Source organism: Streptomyces gottesmaniae (assembly GCF_031845845.1).
In the GTDB taxonomy this organism is placed as follows: domain Bacteria; phylum Actinomycetota; class Actinomycetes; order Streptomycetales; family Streptomycetaceae; genus Streptomyces; species Streptomyces akebiae.
The window spans coordinates 24,490-40,593 of the sequence record NZ_JAVRFJ010000042.1; the positions used below are offsets into that span (position 1 = coordinate 24,490).

A 16,104-nucleotide genomic window follows, 5' to 3' on the forward strand; every position below is an offset into this window, starting at 1 on the left:
GGCCTCGGCTGCGCAAGCCCGTACCTCACAGTCTGACCTGTTTCTTATACAGGTGAAAAAGTTTGACATTACGATACTGTGTCTAGGAGGCTTGTCAAGGATCTTGGAGTACGTCCGCAGAGGACGATCACCGATGACGTCGAGGAGACGCTGATGTCACAGCCACTGACCCCCATCTGCGTGATCGGAGCGGGCACGATGGGCCGGGGTATCGCACAGGTAGCCCTCGCCTCAGGTCACCCGGTACATCTGGTCGACCCGGACAAGGGGCAGCTGGACTCGGCCAGATCCGAGATCGCTGCCCGCCTCGGCCGGAAGGACCCAACGGCACCGGCCCTGGTCGAGTCCCGACTGCTCACTCTCACCGACGTCACCCAGGCGCCGCCTGACACACGGACGATCGTCGTCGAAGCCATCCTTGAGCGCCTCGACGTCAAGCAGGAGATTCTGCGACGTGCCGCGGAACACTTCGGACCGACGTGCATCCTCGCAACGAACACTTCGTCGCTCTCGATCACCGCCATCGCCGCCGGCACGCCAGATCCCTCACGCGTGGTCGGCATGCACTTCTTCAACCCCGTCCCCGTCATGAAGCTCGTCGAGGTCGTCCGGGGCTTGCAGACTTCCGACGAGATCGTCGACACCATCGCCGACCTGGCCGTGCGCTGGGGCAAGTCGGTCGCCCACGTGCGGTCGGCCCCCGGTTTCATCGTCAACCGGGTCGCCCGGGCCTTCTACGGGGAGTCCCTCAGGCTCGTCGAGGAACGTGCCGCCACCGCGGAGACGATCGACGAACTCATGCGGTCGGCCGGTGGATTCCGCATGGGGCCGTTCGAACTGATGGACCTGATCGGCAACGACGTCAACTTCGCTGTGACGCAGACCGTCTGGACGTCCTACCACTACGACCCGCGGTTCGCCCCCTCTCTCATCCAGAGCGAGCTCATCGCCGCAGGACGGCTCGGCCGCAAGACCGGTCGCGGCTACTACGAGTACGGCGAGGGCTCCGAGCGCCCACTCCCCCGCGCCGCAAAGGTGCCTACCGAAGCGGCGGCACGCGCCACCCGTGTGGTGCTGCACGGCTCGGACGAGCAGTTGGAGACTCTCCTCACCCGTAGCGGCACGGAGTTCGACCGGGCAGAGAACGACACCCCTCGCGTCGAGTTCGTCGGAATGGGTGCGGTCATGGTCACCGGCGGCCGCAGCGCACGCGAGGAGTCGAGCCGACGGGGCGAGCCGGTGCTCATCCTCGACCGTTGCCTCGACCCCGCGACGGCGAGCGCCGTCGCCCTCGCGTCCACCGACACCACACTCACCGCCACCGTCGTCGCCCTGTTGGATCGCGCTCGTATCCGCGCCTTCCCCGTAGCCGACGTACCGGGGCTCGTCGTGGCCCGAGTTCTGTCAATGATCGCGAACGAGGCGTGGGAGGCGGTCTACCACGGGGTCGCGACCCCCGACGACATCGACACCGCTATGCGCCTGGGCACCAACTACCCCATGGGCCCGTTCGCTTGGAGCGCCCGATGGTCGACGCGTGGAGTGCTGGAACTGCTCGACGCGTTGTGGTCGTCGTACCGCGATCCCCGGTACCGTGCCAGCCACGCCCTGCGCTCCGCGGCCCTCGACACGTCGGCCGTCAACCGAAGGTGACGACGGTCAGGGGCTGCCGGTTCTTCAGACACGCCCCGAGGGCCCCACGCCTACCCGCTGGAGCCCGAGCTTCTGCGCGCGAGGCATCCACGACGCGCAAACGCACCTATGGGGGGAGGGTTGCTTCCCCTTTTGCCATGCGATGCGATGGTGGAAGCTCGACGAGGCCGTCGGTGGTGAACACCACTGCACGGTGTTGCCTCGTCTTCCGGCAGGTGGCCGGGCAGAGACCGGGCTGAGCGAGGCACCCCCTCCACCTGCAACGGCTCCCCGCCCCGCCGACTTTGGCCTTCGACCTCTCTTCCAAGGACGCTGTTATGAACACGCAGCCAACCGACCTCCCTGCCGTCGCCTCAGGCACCTTCGATCTGGGTGGCAACCTGACCGTGAACCGTCTCGGTTACGGCGCCATGCAGCTGACGGGTCCGGGTGTCTGGGGCGAGCCGCGCGACCCCGACGAGGCCGTCCGGGTCCTGCGCCGTGCCGTGGAACTGGGTGTCAACTTCATCGACACGGCGGACGCATACGGCCCGTTCGTCAACGAGCAGCTGATCCGCAGGGCTCTGCATCCCTACGCCGATGACCTGGTCATCGCCACCAAGGGGGGCCTCACCCGCCCGGGTCCGGGCGACTGGCGTCCCAACGGCCGACCCGAGTACCTGCGTCGGCAGGTGGAGCTGAGCTTGAACCATCTCGGACTCGAGCGCATCGATCTGTATCAGCTGCATCGCATCGACCCCAAGGTTCCGCTGGCCGATCAGCTCGGTGAGCTGGCTCTGTTGCAACAGGAGGGCAAGCTGAGGCACCTCGGCGTGTCAGAGGTGACGGTCGAGCAGCTGAAGGAGGCCCGCACGCAAGCCGAGATCGTCTCCGTGCAGAACCTCTACAACCTCGCGAACCGCTCGGCCGAGGACGTGCTGAACTACGCCGAGGCCGAGAACATCGCGTTCATCCCCTGGTTCCCGATCGCCACCGGCGAACTCGCCCGCCCGGGCGGCCCGCTGGACTCCGCGTCCAAACATCATGGCGCGAGCCCCTCGCAGCTCGCCCTCGCCTGGCTGCTGCGCCGCTCCCCGGTGATGCTTCCGATCCCCGGCACCTCCAAGGTCGCGCATCTGGAGGAGAACACCGCCGCCGCGCTGGTACAGCTCACCGACGACGAGTTCAGCTCCCTCACCGACGCAGTCTGATCCGCAGGGCGCCCAGGAGAACCGCGGCAGCGCGTCCTTCGGTGTGGACCCGTGCCGTAGGACGTCCGCTGCCTTGACGCCTGTGAGCTGCTGCCGCAGCTCACTCCACCACCTCTCACTCCTGTGAAAAAAACAAAGGGGGAGAAAAGTCTCCCTGCCACGGGTGTCACTGGTGATGCCAGACTGCCGACGTGACCGGACCGCGGCTGTGATCCGCACGGTTGTCCAGGTTCTGCTGCGCCGAGGTCCCGCCTCCTGCCGTGCCGCTGAGTACGGCATGATCTGTCCGCTATGCGAAGGCGTCCCCCCATGTCCACTGAACTCCCCGAGTCTGCCGCTCCACCCCCCACAGGAGTCGACGAGTCCTCTCCGGCCCCCAGTCGGCGCACCTTCATCGCCACCACTGCGGTCGGTGGTGCCGTCGTCGCGGGCGGTGTGATCGGCGGAACGATCCTTGTCGATTCGCAGGAGGCGAACGCCGCAGGGACGTCGCCCTCGAGCCGGGTCTCCCTGACGGTCAACGGCAAGCGCCGGACCGTGACGGTCGACAACCGCACGTCCTTGCTGGATCTGTTGCGTGAACACTTCGATCTGACCGGTTCGAAGAAGGGCTGCAACGCGGGCGCCTGTGGTGCGTGCACGGTGCTGGTCGACGGGCGTCGGGTCAACTCCTGTCTGACGCTGGCCGTTCGGCTTGAGGGCGCCGAGGTCACGACCATCGAGGGGCTGGCCGACGGCGAGCAACTCCACCCGTTGCAGAAGGCGTTCATCGAGCAGGACGCCTTCCAGTGCGGTTACTGCACGCCGGGCCAGATCATGTCGGGTGTCGGTTGCATCGAGGAGGGGCACACCGGCTCGTCGGAGGAGATCCGGGAATGGATGAGCGGCAACATCTGCCGCTGCGGCTGTTACGTGAAGATCGTGCGCGCGGTCGAGCAGACCGCGGGCCGGAAGTAGAGGACGGCCGTCATGCATCCCTTCTCCTACACCCGCGTCTCCGACACACGGGAAGCTCTCGACGCCGGTCGCCGTGGCGGGCGTTACATCGCCGGCGGGACCACCCTGGTCGACCTGATGCGGGAGACCGTCGAGCAGCCGGAGAGTCTGGTCGACATCTCCGGTCTGCCGCTGAACGAGGTCACCGTCACCGAGCGCGGGGGCCTGCGTATCGGCGCGCTGGTGACCATGTCCGACGCCGCCGCCCACCGTAAGGTGCGCACCCTGTTCCCGGTCGTCTCCGAGGCGTTGGAGCTGAGCGCGTCGGCCCAGCTGCGGAACATGGCCACCATCGGCGGCAACATCATGCAACGCACCCGCTGCACGTACTTCCGTGACGTGACCGCCGACTGCAACCGGCGCGATCCCGGTTCCGGCTGCGCCGCGCTGAAGGGCGTCAACCGTACCCACGCGATCCTGGGTACCTCCGACGCCTGCGTGGCCACCCACCCCTCCGACGTCGCCGTGGCGTTCGCGGCACTGGAGGCAACCGTGCGCCTGCTGGGCCCGGGCGGGGAGCGCCAAGTCCCCTTCAACGACTTCATCCTCAAGCCCGGCAACACCCCACACCGTGAACAGGCACTGCGAAGGGGCGAGTTGATCACCGGAGTGGAGATCCCGGCCCTCCCTCGCCCGCTGAAATCCGGTTACCTGAAGGTCCGTGACCGCCAGTCCTACGAGTTCGCCCTGACGTCGGCTGCCGTCGCGCTGCATGTACGCGGCGGGGTGATCCGGGAAGCGAAGGTGGCCGCCGGTGGGGTGGGCACGGTGCCCTGGAAGCTGCCCACGGTCGAGAAACACCTCGTCGGAGAGCGCCCCTCCGAGGCTCTGTGGGCAGCCGCAGCCCAGAAGGCGTCGGACGGGGCCCGGCCGCTCACGCACAACCGGTTCAAGGTCGAGCTGCTCCACCGGACCGTGGAACGCCAGCTGCGCATCGTAGGAGGTACGAAGTGAGTCCCCAGCCGCAGGCCGCCGTGGGTGCGCCGCTGTCGAGGGTGGACGGCCGGCTGAAGGTCACGGGCAAGGCGCAGTACGCCGCCGAGTACGACGTCGACGGGGCCGTACACGCGGTCGTCGTGGACGCGAGCATCGGACGTGGACGGATCAGGTCCATCGACATCGGTGCCGCCGAGAAGCACCAGGGTGTGCTGCGGGTTATCCACCACGGCAACGCGCCGAGGTTGGCGTACCGCGACAATGCCGGGTCCAACAACCCCCCTGGGCGCAGGTTGCGGGTGTTCCAGGACGACCGGGTCCTCTTCCACGGCCAGCCAGTCGCCGTCGTGGTGGCCACCACCCTGGAAGCCGCCCAGCACGGCGCGAGCCTGGTGAAGGTCGAGTACGACGCCGAACAGTCCTCCACCGACCTGCACGAGGCCGAGCCGGACAGGCCGACGAACTACGCGCGCGGCGACGCGGAAGCCGGACTGCGCAACGCTCCCGTCCGGCTGGACCTGACGTACCAGCTGGCGCGCAATCACCACAACCCGATGGAGCCCCACGCCACCATCGCCCGCTGGGACGGCAACAAGCTCACCGTGTGGGACAAGACGCAATGGGTCGTCGGTACGCACGACGAACTCGCCGCCGTGTTCGACCTGCCCGCAGAGTCGGTGCGGGTCATCAACCCGTTCGTCGGTGGCGGCTTCGGCAGCGGGCTGCGCTGCTGGCCTCACACGGTCGTCGCCGCCCTGGCCGCCCGGGTGACGAAACGTCCGGTGAAGCTGGTGCTGAGCCGTCGGCAGATGTACTTCGGCACCGGCTTCCGGCCGATGTACGAGTACCGGCTGCGCCTCGGCAGCGACCGGCGCGGCCGGCTGACCGCCGCGATCCACGACATCGATGCCGAGACGTCGTCGTACGAGACGTTCACCGAGGCCGTCATGGCGGCGGGGCAGATGATGTACAGCATGCCCAACGTCAGCCAGGCGTACCGGCAGGTTCCCCTGGACGTCAACACCCCGATCTGGATGCGCGGCCCCGGTCTCGCCACCGCGTCGTTCGCCATCGAGTCGGCCATGGACGAACTCGCCCACGAACTGGGCATCGACCCGATCGAGCTGCGGCGGCGCAACGAACCCAGCGAGGACGAGTCGAACAACCTGCCGTTCTCCACCCGACGGCTGCGTGAGTGCTACACCGTCGGCGCCCGGGAGTTCGGCTGGAGCCGCCGCTCCGCCCGGCCGCGTTCGAGGCGCGAGGGCGACTGGCTGATCGGCCTGGGCATGGCCGCCGGCGTCTACGACCCCGGGCGTTTCCCCGCGGAGGCCCGGGCCCGCCTCGATGCCGACGGCACCGCCGTGGTCGAGTCGGCAACCAGTGACATGGGGCCGGGCACCTACACCTCCCAGACCCAGGTCGCCGCCGACGCGCTGGGGCTGACCATGCGCACCGTCACCTTCCGGCTCGGCGACTCCCTGTATCCGCCGACCGGTCCCCACGGCGGCTCGGCCACCATGGCCAGCGTCGGCACCGCCGTCGTCGACGCCTGCGACAAGGTCCGCAATCAGGCGATCAAGCTGGCCGTCGAGGACAGAGAATCACCGCTGTACGGGGTGGACTCCAGCGATGTCGTGGTGCGCGGCGGCCGACTGCACGTCCGGGGCAATCAGGCTCGCGGCGAGACGTACCGGAGTCTGCTGGCCCGCAACGACCGCTCTCATCTGGAAGCGAGCGGCTCCTACACCGGGCCGCCGAGTCCTGCGCGGCGGTCCTACCATGCCTACAACGCCACCTTCGCCGAGGTCGCCGTGGACGCCACCCTGGGCCTGGTACGGGTGCGGCGGATGCTCGGGGTGTACGACGCGGGCCGGATCATCAGTCCCAAGCTCGCCGAGAGCCAGGCGTTCGGCGGCATCGTGGGCGGCATCGGCGCGGCGCTGCTGGAGCACACGGTCACCGACCACCGCGACGGCCGGATCGTCAACGCCAACCTGGCCGACTACCTCGTCCCCGTCAACGCCGACGTCCCCGAGGTCAGGGCGATCTACCTGGACGGCGAGGACAACGACGGCAACGCGCTCGGCGTCAAGGGCCTCGGCGAGGTCGTCCAGGTGGGCGTGGCGGCAGCGATCGGCAACGCGGTCTTCAACGCCACCGGGCGCCGGATTCGCGAACTTCCCATCACCGCCGAAGCATTGCTCTGATACGAGTGCCCGGGCCGCTGCGGAGCGATCGGCGGCCCCGGGCACCCCTCCCTCGTCCGGCAGCCACTCCCCCGTCCGGCTGCCGGACCTCCCCGGGCCGCCGCCGCGTGGAGTCACACTCCCCGGCGGCGCGGCGGCGGCCCGCCCATGCCACCCCCTCCACGAAGGACCCGTTCATGCTGAACATCGCGGACACACTGCACCACTGGTGTCGCGAGAACCGCCCATTCGCCCTCGCCACCGTCGTCGACGTCACCGGCAGCGCCCCCCTGCCCGTCGGTACGTCGGTCGCGGTGGACGAGGACGGCAACGCCGTCGGCAGCATCTCCGGCGGCTGCGTCGAGGGTGCGGTCTACGAACTGTGCCGACAGGTGCTCCGCGACCGGGGCGCCCCCCAGCGCGCCTGGTTCGGCTACTCCGACGACGACGCCTTCGCCGTCGGCCTCACCTGCGGCGGCGAACTCGACGTCCTCGTCCAACGCATCGATCCTTCGGCCCAGCAACACATCGGCGCGGCACTCGCCGACGTCGTCCGGGGCCGCCCCGCCGCCGTGGCGCAGATCGTGGACGGACCTCCCAACCTGCTCGGCTCGACCTTGAGCGTCCTCGTCGGCGGCAGCGTCACCTATGGCACCCTGGATGACGGGCCGGCGGACCGACTGGTGGCAGAAGAAGCCAGGGCCCTGCTTCGAGCCGGACGCACAGGCCGTGCCACGGTCGGCGGCAACGGGGACGGCTGCCCCGAACCACTGACCGTCCTCGTCCATGTCAACACCTCCCGCCCGCGCCTGCTGATCTTCGGCACTGTGGACTTCGCCGCCGCCCTCAGCCAGGCCGGGGCCTTCTTGGGCTACCGGGTCACCGTGTGCGACGCCCGCCCCGTCTTCGCCACCGCCGCCCGCTTTCCGTACGCCGACGAGGTCGTGGTCGACTGGCCCCACCGCTACCTGGCACGCACCGAAGTAGACGCACGCACCGCGATCTGCGTTCTCACCCACGATGCCAAGTTCGACGTCCCCCTGCTGCGTCTGGCCCTCGACCTGCCAGTCGGCTACATCGGCGCCATGGGCTCCCGACGCACCCACGACGAACGCCTGCGCCTCCTGCGCGAGGCCGGCGTGACCGAGGAACAGCTCGCCCAGCTGCGCTCACCGATCGGCCTCGATCTCGGTGCCCGCACTCCCGAGGAGACGGCGATCTCGATCGTCGCGGAGATCATCGCCCAAGCCGGCCAGGGCACGGGCCTGCCCCTGGCGCAGGCCACCGGTCCGATCCACCGGCCGCTCCATCACGGGAGTCCGGTCGCGGTCGGCTGAGGTCTCGCAGGGCACGACCCCGGGGACGCACGTCGTAATGTCACCGAATGTCACCCCCGAACGACGACCGGCCCCACACCCTGCCCTTCGTCGTCCTGGTGCTGTCCGCCTAGGGCGCCCGCTATGGCTATCGCGACACTGCACCTGCCCCGACGCTTCACGCCGGTCCTCGCGCTCGTCGTCTTCGCCCTCGGCCACCTGGTCGCCGCGCTCAGGTCGTCCTTCGCTCTCGTGCTCGCGACCCGCGTCGTGACGGCCTTGGCTAGGGGGACCTTCTGGTGCGTCGGCGCGATCGTGGCCACGACCGCGGCAGGGCCGGCGGCGACGTCACGGGCCCTGAGCATGCTCCTGGGAGGTCTGACCGTGGCCACCGTGGCCGGCGTTCCCCTGGGCGCGTGGCTGGGGGCAGCTGTCGGGCTGGCGCGGGCCGTTCTGGGTGCCGGCCGCGCTGTCGGCCGGTGCGGCGGCGGTCATCGGCCGGTTCATCCCTGCCGACGAGCGACACGAAGCGCTTTCCGTGCGGGCCGAGTTCGCCGCGCTGCGTGATGTTCGGGTCTGGCTGACGCTGAGTGCCATGAAACTGCTGATGGGCGGTGTCCTGGCGACGTACAGCTACATCTCGCCCCTCCTCGGAACGGGCCGCTATCCCCGCTCAGGCCGTGCCCATGGTCCTGACCAGCTACGGCCTGGGCGCCCTGCTGGGCACCATGGTCGGCGGGCGCATGAGCGACCGTCGCCCCCCTTGCCACGCTCATCACGGCCGCCGTCACGACCACGCTGATCCTGCTGTTGTTGTCCGTTCTCTCCACCAGCCCCGTGACGACCGTTGTCCTGGTGACGCTCATGGGAGTGACCGGCTTCGCCGCGAACCCGGCGCTCGGCGCGCTGGCCCTGCGCTTCGCCGGTTCCGCGCCCACCCTCGCATCCGGCCTCAGCGGCGCTGCGCCCCACGTGGGCATCGCCGTCGGCTCCTGGACGGCAGGCATCGCCCTGACCTCACCGCTGGGCCGGACCCCCGCGGGTCGGCACAGTGGCGGCCGCCCTCTCCCTCCTACCGCTGACCGCGCTCGCGCTGATGCGCGCCACCCGCTCCGAAGCGCGCCCGCCTCAGCGAGGTAAAGCCGCAGACCGGTCGGTCGAGCGAGCGAGAGCGCTCCGAACATCCACTGACACCATGCTCGTCCACGGACGAACAGCAGGTCACGCTCCCGGGCCCAACAAGGGGTGCCGAAGAAAGGTCCGTGCTCTCCGAGCGAGTAGCTCCCCGGCTGCCGTAGGCATCGTTCAGCGGAGGGACGAAGAGGGCGACATGTTCTGGTCGGCGGCCCAGGAGGCGAGAATGCGCAGCCGCTCGTGGGTGGGAGAACCGGGGGCGGCGGTCCAGACGGTCAGGTGCTGGTCGGGGTCGGTGTTGGCGGTGAGGGTGTCCCAGTCCAGAACGAGTTCGCCGACGACCGGATGGTTGAGGGTCTTGGTGCCCACAGTGCGGGCAGCGACACGTTGATCTCCCCACCACTTCGCGAACTGCTTGTCCCGCGTGGACAGTTCACCGACCAGCTCGATCAGACGGGGATCCTCGGGATACTGTGCCGACTCCATCCGCAGCTGCGCCACGGCGATCCGCGCCGAACCCTCCCAGTCGGCATACAGGCCGCGCATCGCAGGATCGATGAAGATGAGCCGGGGGTAGTTGCGGTGCTTCTCCGGGATACGGGAGAAGTCTGTGACCAGCGCGGCCGCCAGCGCGTTCCACGCCAGGATGTCCCCGCGCCGCCCCTGCACGATGGCCGGGGTGGCGGTGAGGTCGTCCAGCACGCGTTGCAGCTGTGGCTGGACCTTCTGCACGCCGCGGCGCCGCGCGCGGGTGGTGGTCTTGCCCGCGAGCTGGAACAGATAGCCCCGCTCGTCATCATCAAGATGAAGGACGCGGGCGAGGGTGTCCAGCACGGGAGCGGACGCCTGCATACGCCCCTGCTCCAGCCGCGTGTAGTAGTCCGTGCTGATCGAGGCGAGCTGGGCGACCTCCTCCCGGCGCAGCCCCTCCACCCGGCGCGGCCCGCCGGTCTCCGGCAGCCCGACCGTACGCGGGCTCAGCTCGGAACGGCGCTTCTTGAGGAACTCACCGAGCTCATTGAGAGGAACGTTGCTGGTCATGCTTCCCATCCTGAGGAGGCCGGCAGGTTCTGGTCGGCGGCCCAGGAGGCGAGGATGCGCAGCCTGTCGTGCGCGGGGGTTGCCGGGGCAGCCGTCCAGACCGTCATGTACTGGTCGGGGTCGGTGTTAGCGGTGAGGGTGTCGCAGTCGAGGGTGACCTCGCCCATGACCGGATGGTTGAGGGTCTTCGTGCCCACGGTGCGGGCGGCGACACGGTGATCGCCCCACCACTGAGCGAACTGCTGGTCACGCATGGACAGTTCACCGACCAGCTCGATGAGACGGGGGTCCTCGGGATACTTCGCCGCCTCCATCCGCAGCTGCGCCACGGCGATCCGCGCCGAACCCTCCCAGTCGGCGTAGAGGTCTCGCATCGCCTGATCGACGAACAGGAGCCGGGGGTAGTTGCGGTGCTTCTCCGGGATACGGGAGAAGTCTGTGACCAGCGCGGCCGCCAGCGCGTTCCACGCCAGGATGTCCCCGCGCCGCCCCTGCACGATGGCCGGGACGGAGGTGAAGTCCTGCAGCATCCTCTGCAGCTGTGGCTGGACCTTCTGCACGCCGCGGCGCCGCGCGCGGGTGGTGGTCTTGCCCGCGAGCTGGAACAGATAGCCCCGCTCGTCATCATCGAGATGGAGCACCCGGGCAAGCGTGTCCAGCACAGGAGCGGACGCCTGCATGCGACCCTGCTCCAGCCGGGTGTAGTAATCGGTACTGATGGAGGCGAGCCGGGCGACCTCCTCGCGGCGCAGCCCGTCCACCCGGCGAGGCCGGCTGGTCGAGGGCAGCCCGACCGTGCGCGGGCTTAGCTGTGAGCGGCGCTTCTTGAGGAATTCTCCCAGTTCGTTCAAGGGGACGTTACTGGTCATGCTTCCCAGCATTACATCGATCGCACCCGGGGAAGGGGGGAGAATTTCCTCCCTGGATGTTCCCCTCCCGGGATAGATTCCTCCGCTTTTCGCGCCCGCCCTCGCGTGTAAGGCTCGATTTCGAGCAGCCGTTCCAGATTCCCGGTTGCGGTTCCAGATCCTCGTACCGAAGGAAACATCCCATCATGCGCGGAGCAGTCATTCACGCCCCCGGCGACGTGCGCTTCGAGACCCTGGACGACCCGACGATCATCCACCCGACCGACGCGATCATCCGCACGGTCGCCACGTGCGTGTGCGGCTCGGACCTGTGGCCCTACCGCGGCGCGGAGCCGGTGGACGAGCCCCATCCGATGGGGCACGAGTACGTCGGCATCGTCGAGGAGGTGGGCAGCGAGGTCACCGACGTCAAGCCGGGGCAGTTCGTGGTCGGCTCCTTCGCCACCTCGGACAACACCTGTGCGAACTGCCGTAACGGCTGGCAGTCCAGCTGCCTCAACCGGGAGTTCATGGGCACCTGCCAGGCCGACTACGTCCGCATCCCCAACGCCCAGGGCACCCTGGTCGCCACCGACGAGCATCCGTCCGGCGATCTGGTACCCAGCCTGCTCGCCGTCTCCGACGTCATGGGCACCGGCTGGTACGCCGCCCTCGCCGCCGAGGTCGAGCCCGGATCCACCGCTGTCGTCGTGGGTGACGGCGCGGTCGGCCTGTGCGGAGTCATCGCCGCCAGGGAACTGGGCGCCGAGCGGATCATCGCCATGAGCCGCCACGAGTCCCGGCAGAAGCTGGCCCTGGAGTTCGGTGCCACCGACATCATCAGCGAGCGCGGCGACGAAGGCATCGCCCGCGTCAAGGACCTGACCGGCGGAATCGGCGCTGACTCGGTCCTGGAGTGCGTCGGCACGGCCGAGTCCATGCGGCAAGCCCTGCACTCCGCCCGGCCCGGCGGCAACGTGGGCTTCGTCGGTGTCCCGCACGAGGTTTCGATCGAAGGCCAGGAGTTGTTCTTCTCCCAGGTCGGCCTGCGCGGCGGCCCCGCCCCCGTGCGCCGCTACCTGCCCGACCTCATCAACCGCGTTCTGACCGGCCAGATCAACCCGGGCAAGGTCTTCGACCTCACTTTGCCGCTGAGCCAGGTCGCCGAGGGCTACAAAGCGATGGACGAGCGCCGCGCCATCAAGGCCCTCCTGAAGCCCTGACCGTAAACCGTCCATCGCGGGGTCGGGCGCCCTCTGCCCAGCCCCGGACGGCACCTCCTGGAAAGGGACGTACCGTGACCACTTTCGCCCTGATCGGCGCCGGCCCCGGACTCGGGCTCGCCTCCGCCCGCCGCTTCGCAGCCGCAGGCCACTCCGTCGCCCTCATCTCCCGCAGCATCGAGAACCTGAACGGTCTCACGGCTGAACTGGCCCGCGACGGCATCGAGGCCGGCGGCTTCGCCGCCGACGTCCTCGACATCGAGTCCCTGACCGCGGCCCTGTACGCGGCCGGAGCCACGCTGGGGCCCGTCGAGATCCTCCAGTACAGCCCCGTCCCCCGTGCCGACTTCATGAGGCCGGTCCTCGACACCGGCGCCGACGACCTCGACGCACCCCTCGCCTTCTCCGTCAAGGGACCCACCACCGCGGTGAACGCCGTTCTGCCCGGCATGCGCGAACTCGGCCGCGGCACCCTCCTGTTCGTCAACGGCTCCAGCGCCGTACGCCCCAACCCGAACGTCGCCGGCACCTCCATCGCCTTCGCCGCCGAGAGCGCGTACGCCCGCATGCTCCACGACACCCTGGCCCCCGAGAACATCCACGCCGCGCAGCTGATCGTCCCGGGAGCCATCCGGCCGGACGCCGAACACAGCAGCCCCGACGCCCTGGCCCAGCGCCTGTACGACATGCATACCGGGCGCGACGGCTTCCGCCACTACTCCGAGCCCCTTCCCGACTGAGACCCCGGAGCACTCCCATTCACTCCGCCGCCCACCGCGCCCTGGTCCGCGCCGTCCCGGCAGCCGCTCTCCTACTGGCCGTGACCGCCTGCACCAACGACTCATCGGAGGCCACACCGCCCTCCGGTTCCTCCTCCCCGGCGTCCTCGGGGCGGCAGCAGACATCGACATCCGCCGCACCCAGTGCATCAGCCGACAGGAACACCGCCATGGCCATCCAGGTCACCATCGACGGCCGACCCGTCGATGCCACCCTGAACGACAGTCCTGCCGCCCGCGACTTCGCCGACCTCCTCCCGCTCACCCTGGATCTGAAGGACTTCCACCAGACGGAGCGGATCGCGGACCTGCCACGCAGGCTCACCACCTCCGGCGCCCCGGACCCAGCCGTGCCCCGGGTCGGCGACCTGGCCTACTACGCACCCTGGGGCAACTTGGCTCTCTACTACCGCGACGGCGACTCCGCCTCCGCCGACCTACTCATCCTCGGCCACGTCGACGCAGACGCCGAACAGCTCGGCACGGCCGACCGCATCACCATCGAGGCCGCCCCCTGACCTTCCGGCAGCCGCCGCAAGCATTCAGCCGGTGCCGCAGACGTCAGCGCCGCTGAAGGGGAGAAGATCCTCCCCATTTCGTTCCCGTTCGGCCGTGCAACCGTGAAAGAGGTGGTCGGCGCTCTCCCCCGACGGCCACCCCACCCCCCACGTGGCCTGCCCTTATTCCGTCATTCCACTCAAGGAGAGACCACCCGTATGCCTTCCACATCCGGGACCATCCCCGGCAAGCTCCCCGTTGTCGTCTGGGTGCTGGCCGCAGGTACGTTCCTGATGGGCACCACCGAGTTCGTCATCGCCGGACTGCTGCCCGAACTGTCCGCCGGCCTCGGTGTGAGCACCTCCCAGGCCGGGCTGCTCATCACCGCCTTCGCCGTCGGCATGATCATCGGTGCACCGACCATGGCCCTGGCCACCCTGCGCCTGCCCCAGCGCCAGACGCTGATCCTGGCCCTGTCCGTCTTCAGCCTCGGTCATGTAGTGGCGGCCCTCAGCACCTCCTTCACCATCGCTCTCGCCGCCCGCGTCGTCACTGCGCTGGCCACCGGAGCGTTCTGGGCCGTCGGTTTCGTCGTCGCCACCGCAGCAGCAGGCCCGCAGAGGGCCACCCGCGCGACCGGCGTCATGATCGGCGGGCTGACCCTGGCCAACGTCGTCGGCGTGCCCATCGGGTCCTTCGCCGGCCAGTTCGTCGGCTGGCGCGGCCCGTTCTGGGCCCTGGCACTCCTCTCCGCGCTCGCCGCCGTCTTCATCAGCCGCTTCATCCCCGCCCAGGAACAGCGCGCGACCGTCTCCCTGCGCGCCGAGTTCGGCGCTCTGCGCCAGGGCCGGCTGTGGCTGGCGCTGAGCGCCGCCGTGTTCATCATGGGTGGTGTCCTGGCGACCTACAGTTACGTCACCCCGCTGCTGACCGACCGCGCCGGAATCCCGGCGGGCGCCGTCCCGTTCGTCCTCATCGCCTTCGGCGTGGGCGCGCTGGGGGGCACGACCACCGGTGGCCGTCTGGGTGAGCGCCGTCCGATGGGCACCACCCTCACCGCAGCTGCGGCCACCGCGCTCGTCCTGGTGCTGATGATCCCGCTGTCCACGAACGCGGTCACGGCCACCGTCCTCGTCTTCCTCATGGGCCTGACCGGTTTCGCGGTGAACCCTGTCGTCACGGCGCTCGCCATGCGGTTCGCCGGTGATGCCCCGACCCTCACGTCCGCGCTGACCACCTCCGCCTTCAACATCGGCGTGGCCGGTGGCTCCTTCATCGCTGGTACCGCCCTGGACTCCTCCCTCGGCCTGACCGGCCCGCCCCTGGTCGGCACCGTCATCGCCACCCTCACCCTGATTCCGCTCATCGCCCTCGCCGTCCGCGGCACCTCCGGCAAGAGCCGCATCGTGGCCCAGCGCACCGCTCCCGCCCACTCGCCAAGTGACCAACTCGCACGGACACGGTCGCATCACTGAGTCCGGCCGGCTCCGCCACAAGCCGACGCCGTGTCCCCGCCGCACCGAACGAGAGGATCCAACATGAGCGCCAACGACCATGCCTACACCGGCAAGGTGGCCTTCGTGACCGGAGCCGCATCCGGTATCGGCCTCGCTACCGCCCTCGCGGGCGCCCGCGTCGCACTCGCCGCCCTGTCATCAGAAGGACTCAAGGAGGCCGCACGGCTCATCAAGGAAGAGGGCGGAGAGGGCCTGGCCCTGACCTGCGACCTCACCGACGAGGACCAGGTGAAGTCCACCCTGAACGACGCCGTACGGTCCTTCGGCCGCCTCGACGCCGCCTTCAACAACGCTGGGATCGAGCAACTGGTGAAACCCGCCGTCGACGTCACCAAGGACGAATGGGACCGCGTCCTCGGCGTCAGTCTCACCGGCACGTTCCTCTGTATGAGGCACGAGATCCTCCTGATGCAAATGCAGCAGGCCGGCGCCATCGTCCACGCTTCCTAGGGCGCCGGGGTCAAGGACTTCAAGTGCTCGGCCGCCTACACCGCAGCCAAGCACGGCGTGATGGGCCTGACCCGGTCGGCAACCCTGGGACTACGCGGCCTCGGGCATCCGCATCAACGCCATCCGCCCCGGCATCATCGACACCGCAATGATCGAACGCTTCGCCGAGAGCACCCCGGGGGGACGCGAGGCCCTCATCGCGGATGAGCCGATCGGACGCCTGGGCACACCGGAGGAGATCGCCGCCGCGGTGCTCCGGCTCTGCTCGGACGCCGCCTCCTTCGCCATCGGCCACGCCTTGGTCGAAGACGGCGGCCAAACCGTCTGAAGGCGG

14 protein-coding genes are annotated in these 16,104 nt (G+C 69.2%); 12 read left to right on the forward strand and 2 right to left on the reverse strand.

Annotated elements, in window-relative coordinates:
• Positions 1–153 precede the first annotated feature (153 nt).
• The 6 genes from RM704_RS35710 to RM704_RS35735 all read left to right on the forward strand — a co-directional run bounded on the left by RM704_RS35710 (position 154) and on the right by RM704_RS35735 (position 8,301).
• A complete protein-coding gene (locus tag RM704_RS35710; protein WP_033525662.1) occupies positions 154–1,653 on the forward strand; it encodes a 3-hydroxyacyl-CoA dehydrogenase in 1,500 nt (499 codons plus the stop codon).
• Positions 1,654–1,970: 317 nt separating this feature from the next.
• Positions 1,971–2,843, forward strand: a complete 873-nt coding sequence (locus tag RM704_RS35715; RefSeq protein ID WP_033525661.1) for an aldo/keto reductase — start codon at positions 1,971–1,973, stop codon at positions 2,841–2,843.
• A gap of 309 nt (positions 2,844–3,152) precedes the next feature.
• Entirely contained in the window at positions 3,153–3,800 is a 648-nt protein-coding gene (locus RM704_RS35720; RefSeq protein WP_033525660.1) for a (2Fe-2S)-binding protein, read from the forward strand.
• 12 nt (positions 3,801–3,812) lie between these two features.
• The gene (locus tag RM704_RS35725) at positions 3,813–4,793 is read left to right on the forward strand and encodes an FAD binding domain-containing protein (RefSeq protein ID WP_033525659.1); all 981 of its coding nucleotides are present in this window, start codon (positions 3,813–3,815) and stop codon (positions 4,791–4,793) included.
• The gene (locus RM704_RS35730) at positions 4,790–6,985 is read left to right on the forward strand and encodes a xanthine dehydrogenase family protein molybdopterin-binding subunit (RefSeq protein WP_033525658.1); all 2,196 of its coding nucleotides are present in this window, start codon (positions 4,790–4,792) and stop codon (positions 6,983–6,985) included. Before RM704_RS35725 ends, RM704_RS35730 begins: the two co-directional genes overlap by 4 nt.
• A 176-nt stretch (positions 6,986–7,161) precedes the next feature.
• Complete coding sequence (locus RM704_RS35735) at positions 7,162–8,301, forward strand: XdhC family protein (RefSeq protein ID WP_052145871.1); 1,140 nt, start codon at positions 7,162–7,164, stop codon at positions 8,299–8,301.
• 1,284 nt (positions 8,302–9,585) lie between these two features.
• On the opposite strand, the gene RM704_RS35740 is transcribed toward RM704_RS35735, so the two are convergent.
• Both RM704_RS35740 and RM704_RS35745 read right to left on the reverse strand, forming a co-directional pair.
• Positions 9,586–10,455, reverse strand: coding sequence for a helix-turn-helix domain-containing protein (locus RM704_RS35740; RefSeq protein ID WP_033525657.1), 870 nt, complete (start codon positions 10,453–10,455; stop codon positions 9,586–9,588).
• The gene (locus RM704_RS35745) at positions 10,452–11,336 is read right to left on the reverse strand and encodes an MmyB family transcriptional regulator (RefSeq protein ID WP_033525656.1); all 885 of its coding nucleotides are present in this window, start codon (positions 11,334–11,336) and stop codon (positions 10,452–10,454) included. The genes RM704_RS35740 and RM704_RS35745 overlap by 4 nt, the downstream gene beginning before the upstream one ends.
• Positions 11,337–11,509: 173 nt before the next feature.
• Here RM704_RS35745 and RM704_RS35750 point away from each other — a divergent pair, with 173 nt between their 5' ends.
• From RM704_RS35750 to RM704_RS35775, 6 genes are all read left to right on the forward strand, one after another.
• Positions 11,510–12,526 (forward strand): zinc-dependent alcohol dehydrogenase family protein, encoded by a 1,017-nt coding sequence (locus RM704_RS35750; RefSeq protein ID WP_033525655.1) that lies wholly within the window; start codon positions 11,510–11,512, stop codon positions 12,524–12,526.
• A gap of 74 nt (positions 12,527–12,600) precedes the next feature.
• Positions 12,601–13,266 carry an SDR family NAD(P)-dependent oxidoreductase gene (locus tag RM704_RS35755; protein WP_033525654.1) on the forward strand — a complete coding sequence of 222 codons (666 nt, stop codon included), beginning with the start codon at positions 12,601–12,603 and terminating at the stop codon, positions 13,264–13,266.
• Between the two features lie 209 nt (positions 13,267–13,475).
• The gene (locus tag RM704_RS35760; protein WP_311592074.1) at positions 13,476–13,823 is read left to right on the forward strand and encodes a cyclophilin-like fold protein; all 348 of its coding nucleotides are present in this window, start codon (positions 13,476–13,478) and stop codon (positions 13,821–13,823) included.
• A gap of 198 nt (positions 13,824–14,021) precedes the next feature.
• On the forward strand, positions 14,022–15,278 hold the full coding sequence (locus RM704_RS35765) for an MFS transporter (protein ID WP_033525652.1): 1,257 nt from the start codon (positions 14,022–14,024) through the stop codon (positions 15,276–15,278).
• 63 nt (positions 15,279–15,341) lie between these two features.
• The gene (locus RM704_RS35770; RefSeq protein ID WP_311592077.1) at positions 15,342–15,770 is read left to right on the forward strand and encodes an SDR family NAD(P)-dependent oxidoreductase; all 429 of its coding nucleotides are present in this window, start codon (positions 15,342–15,344) and stop codon (positions 15,768–15,770) included.
• 148 nt (positions 15,771–15,918) lie between these two features.
• Positions 15,919–16,098, forward strand: a complete 180-nt coding sequence (locus RM704_RS35775; RefSeq protein WP_311592079.1) for an SDR family oxidoreductase — start codon at positions 15,919–15,921, stop codon at positions 16,096–16,098.
• Positions 16,099–16,104: the final 6 nt, after the last annotated feature.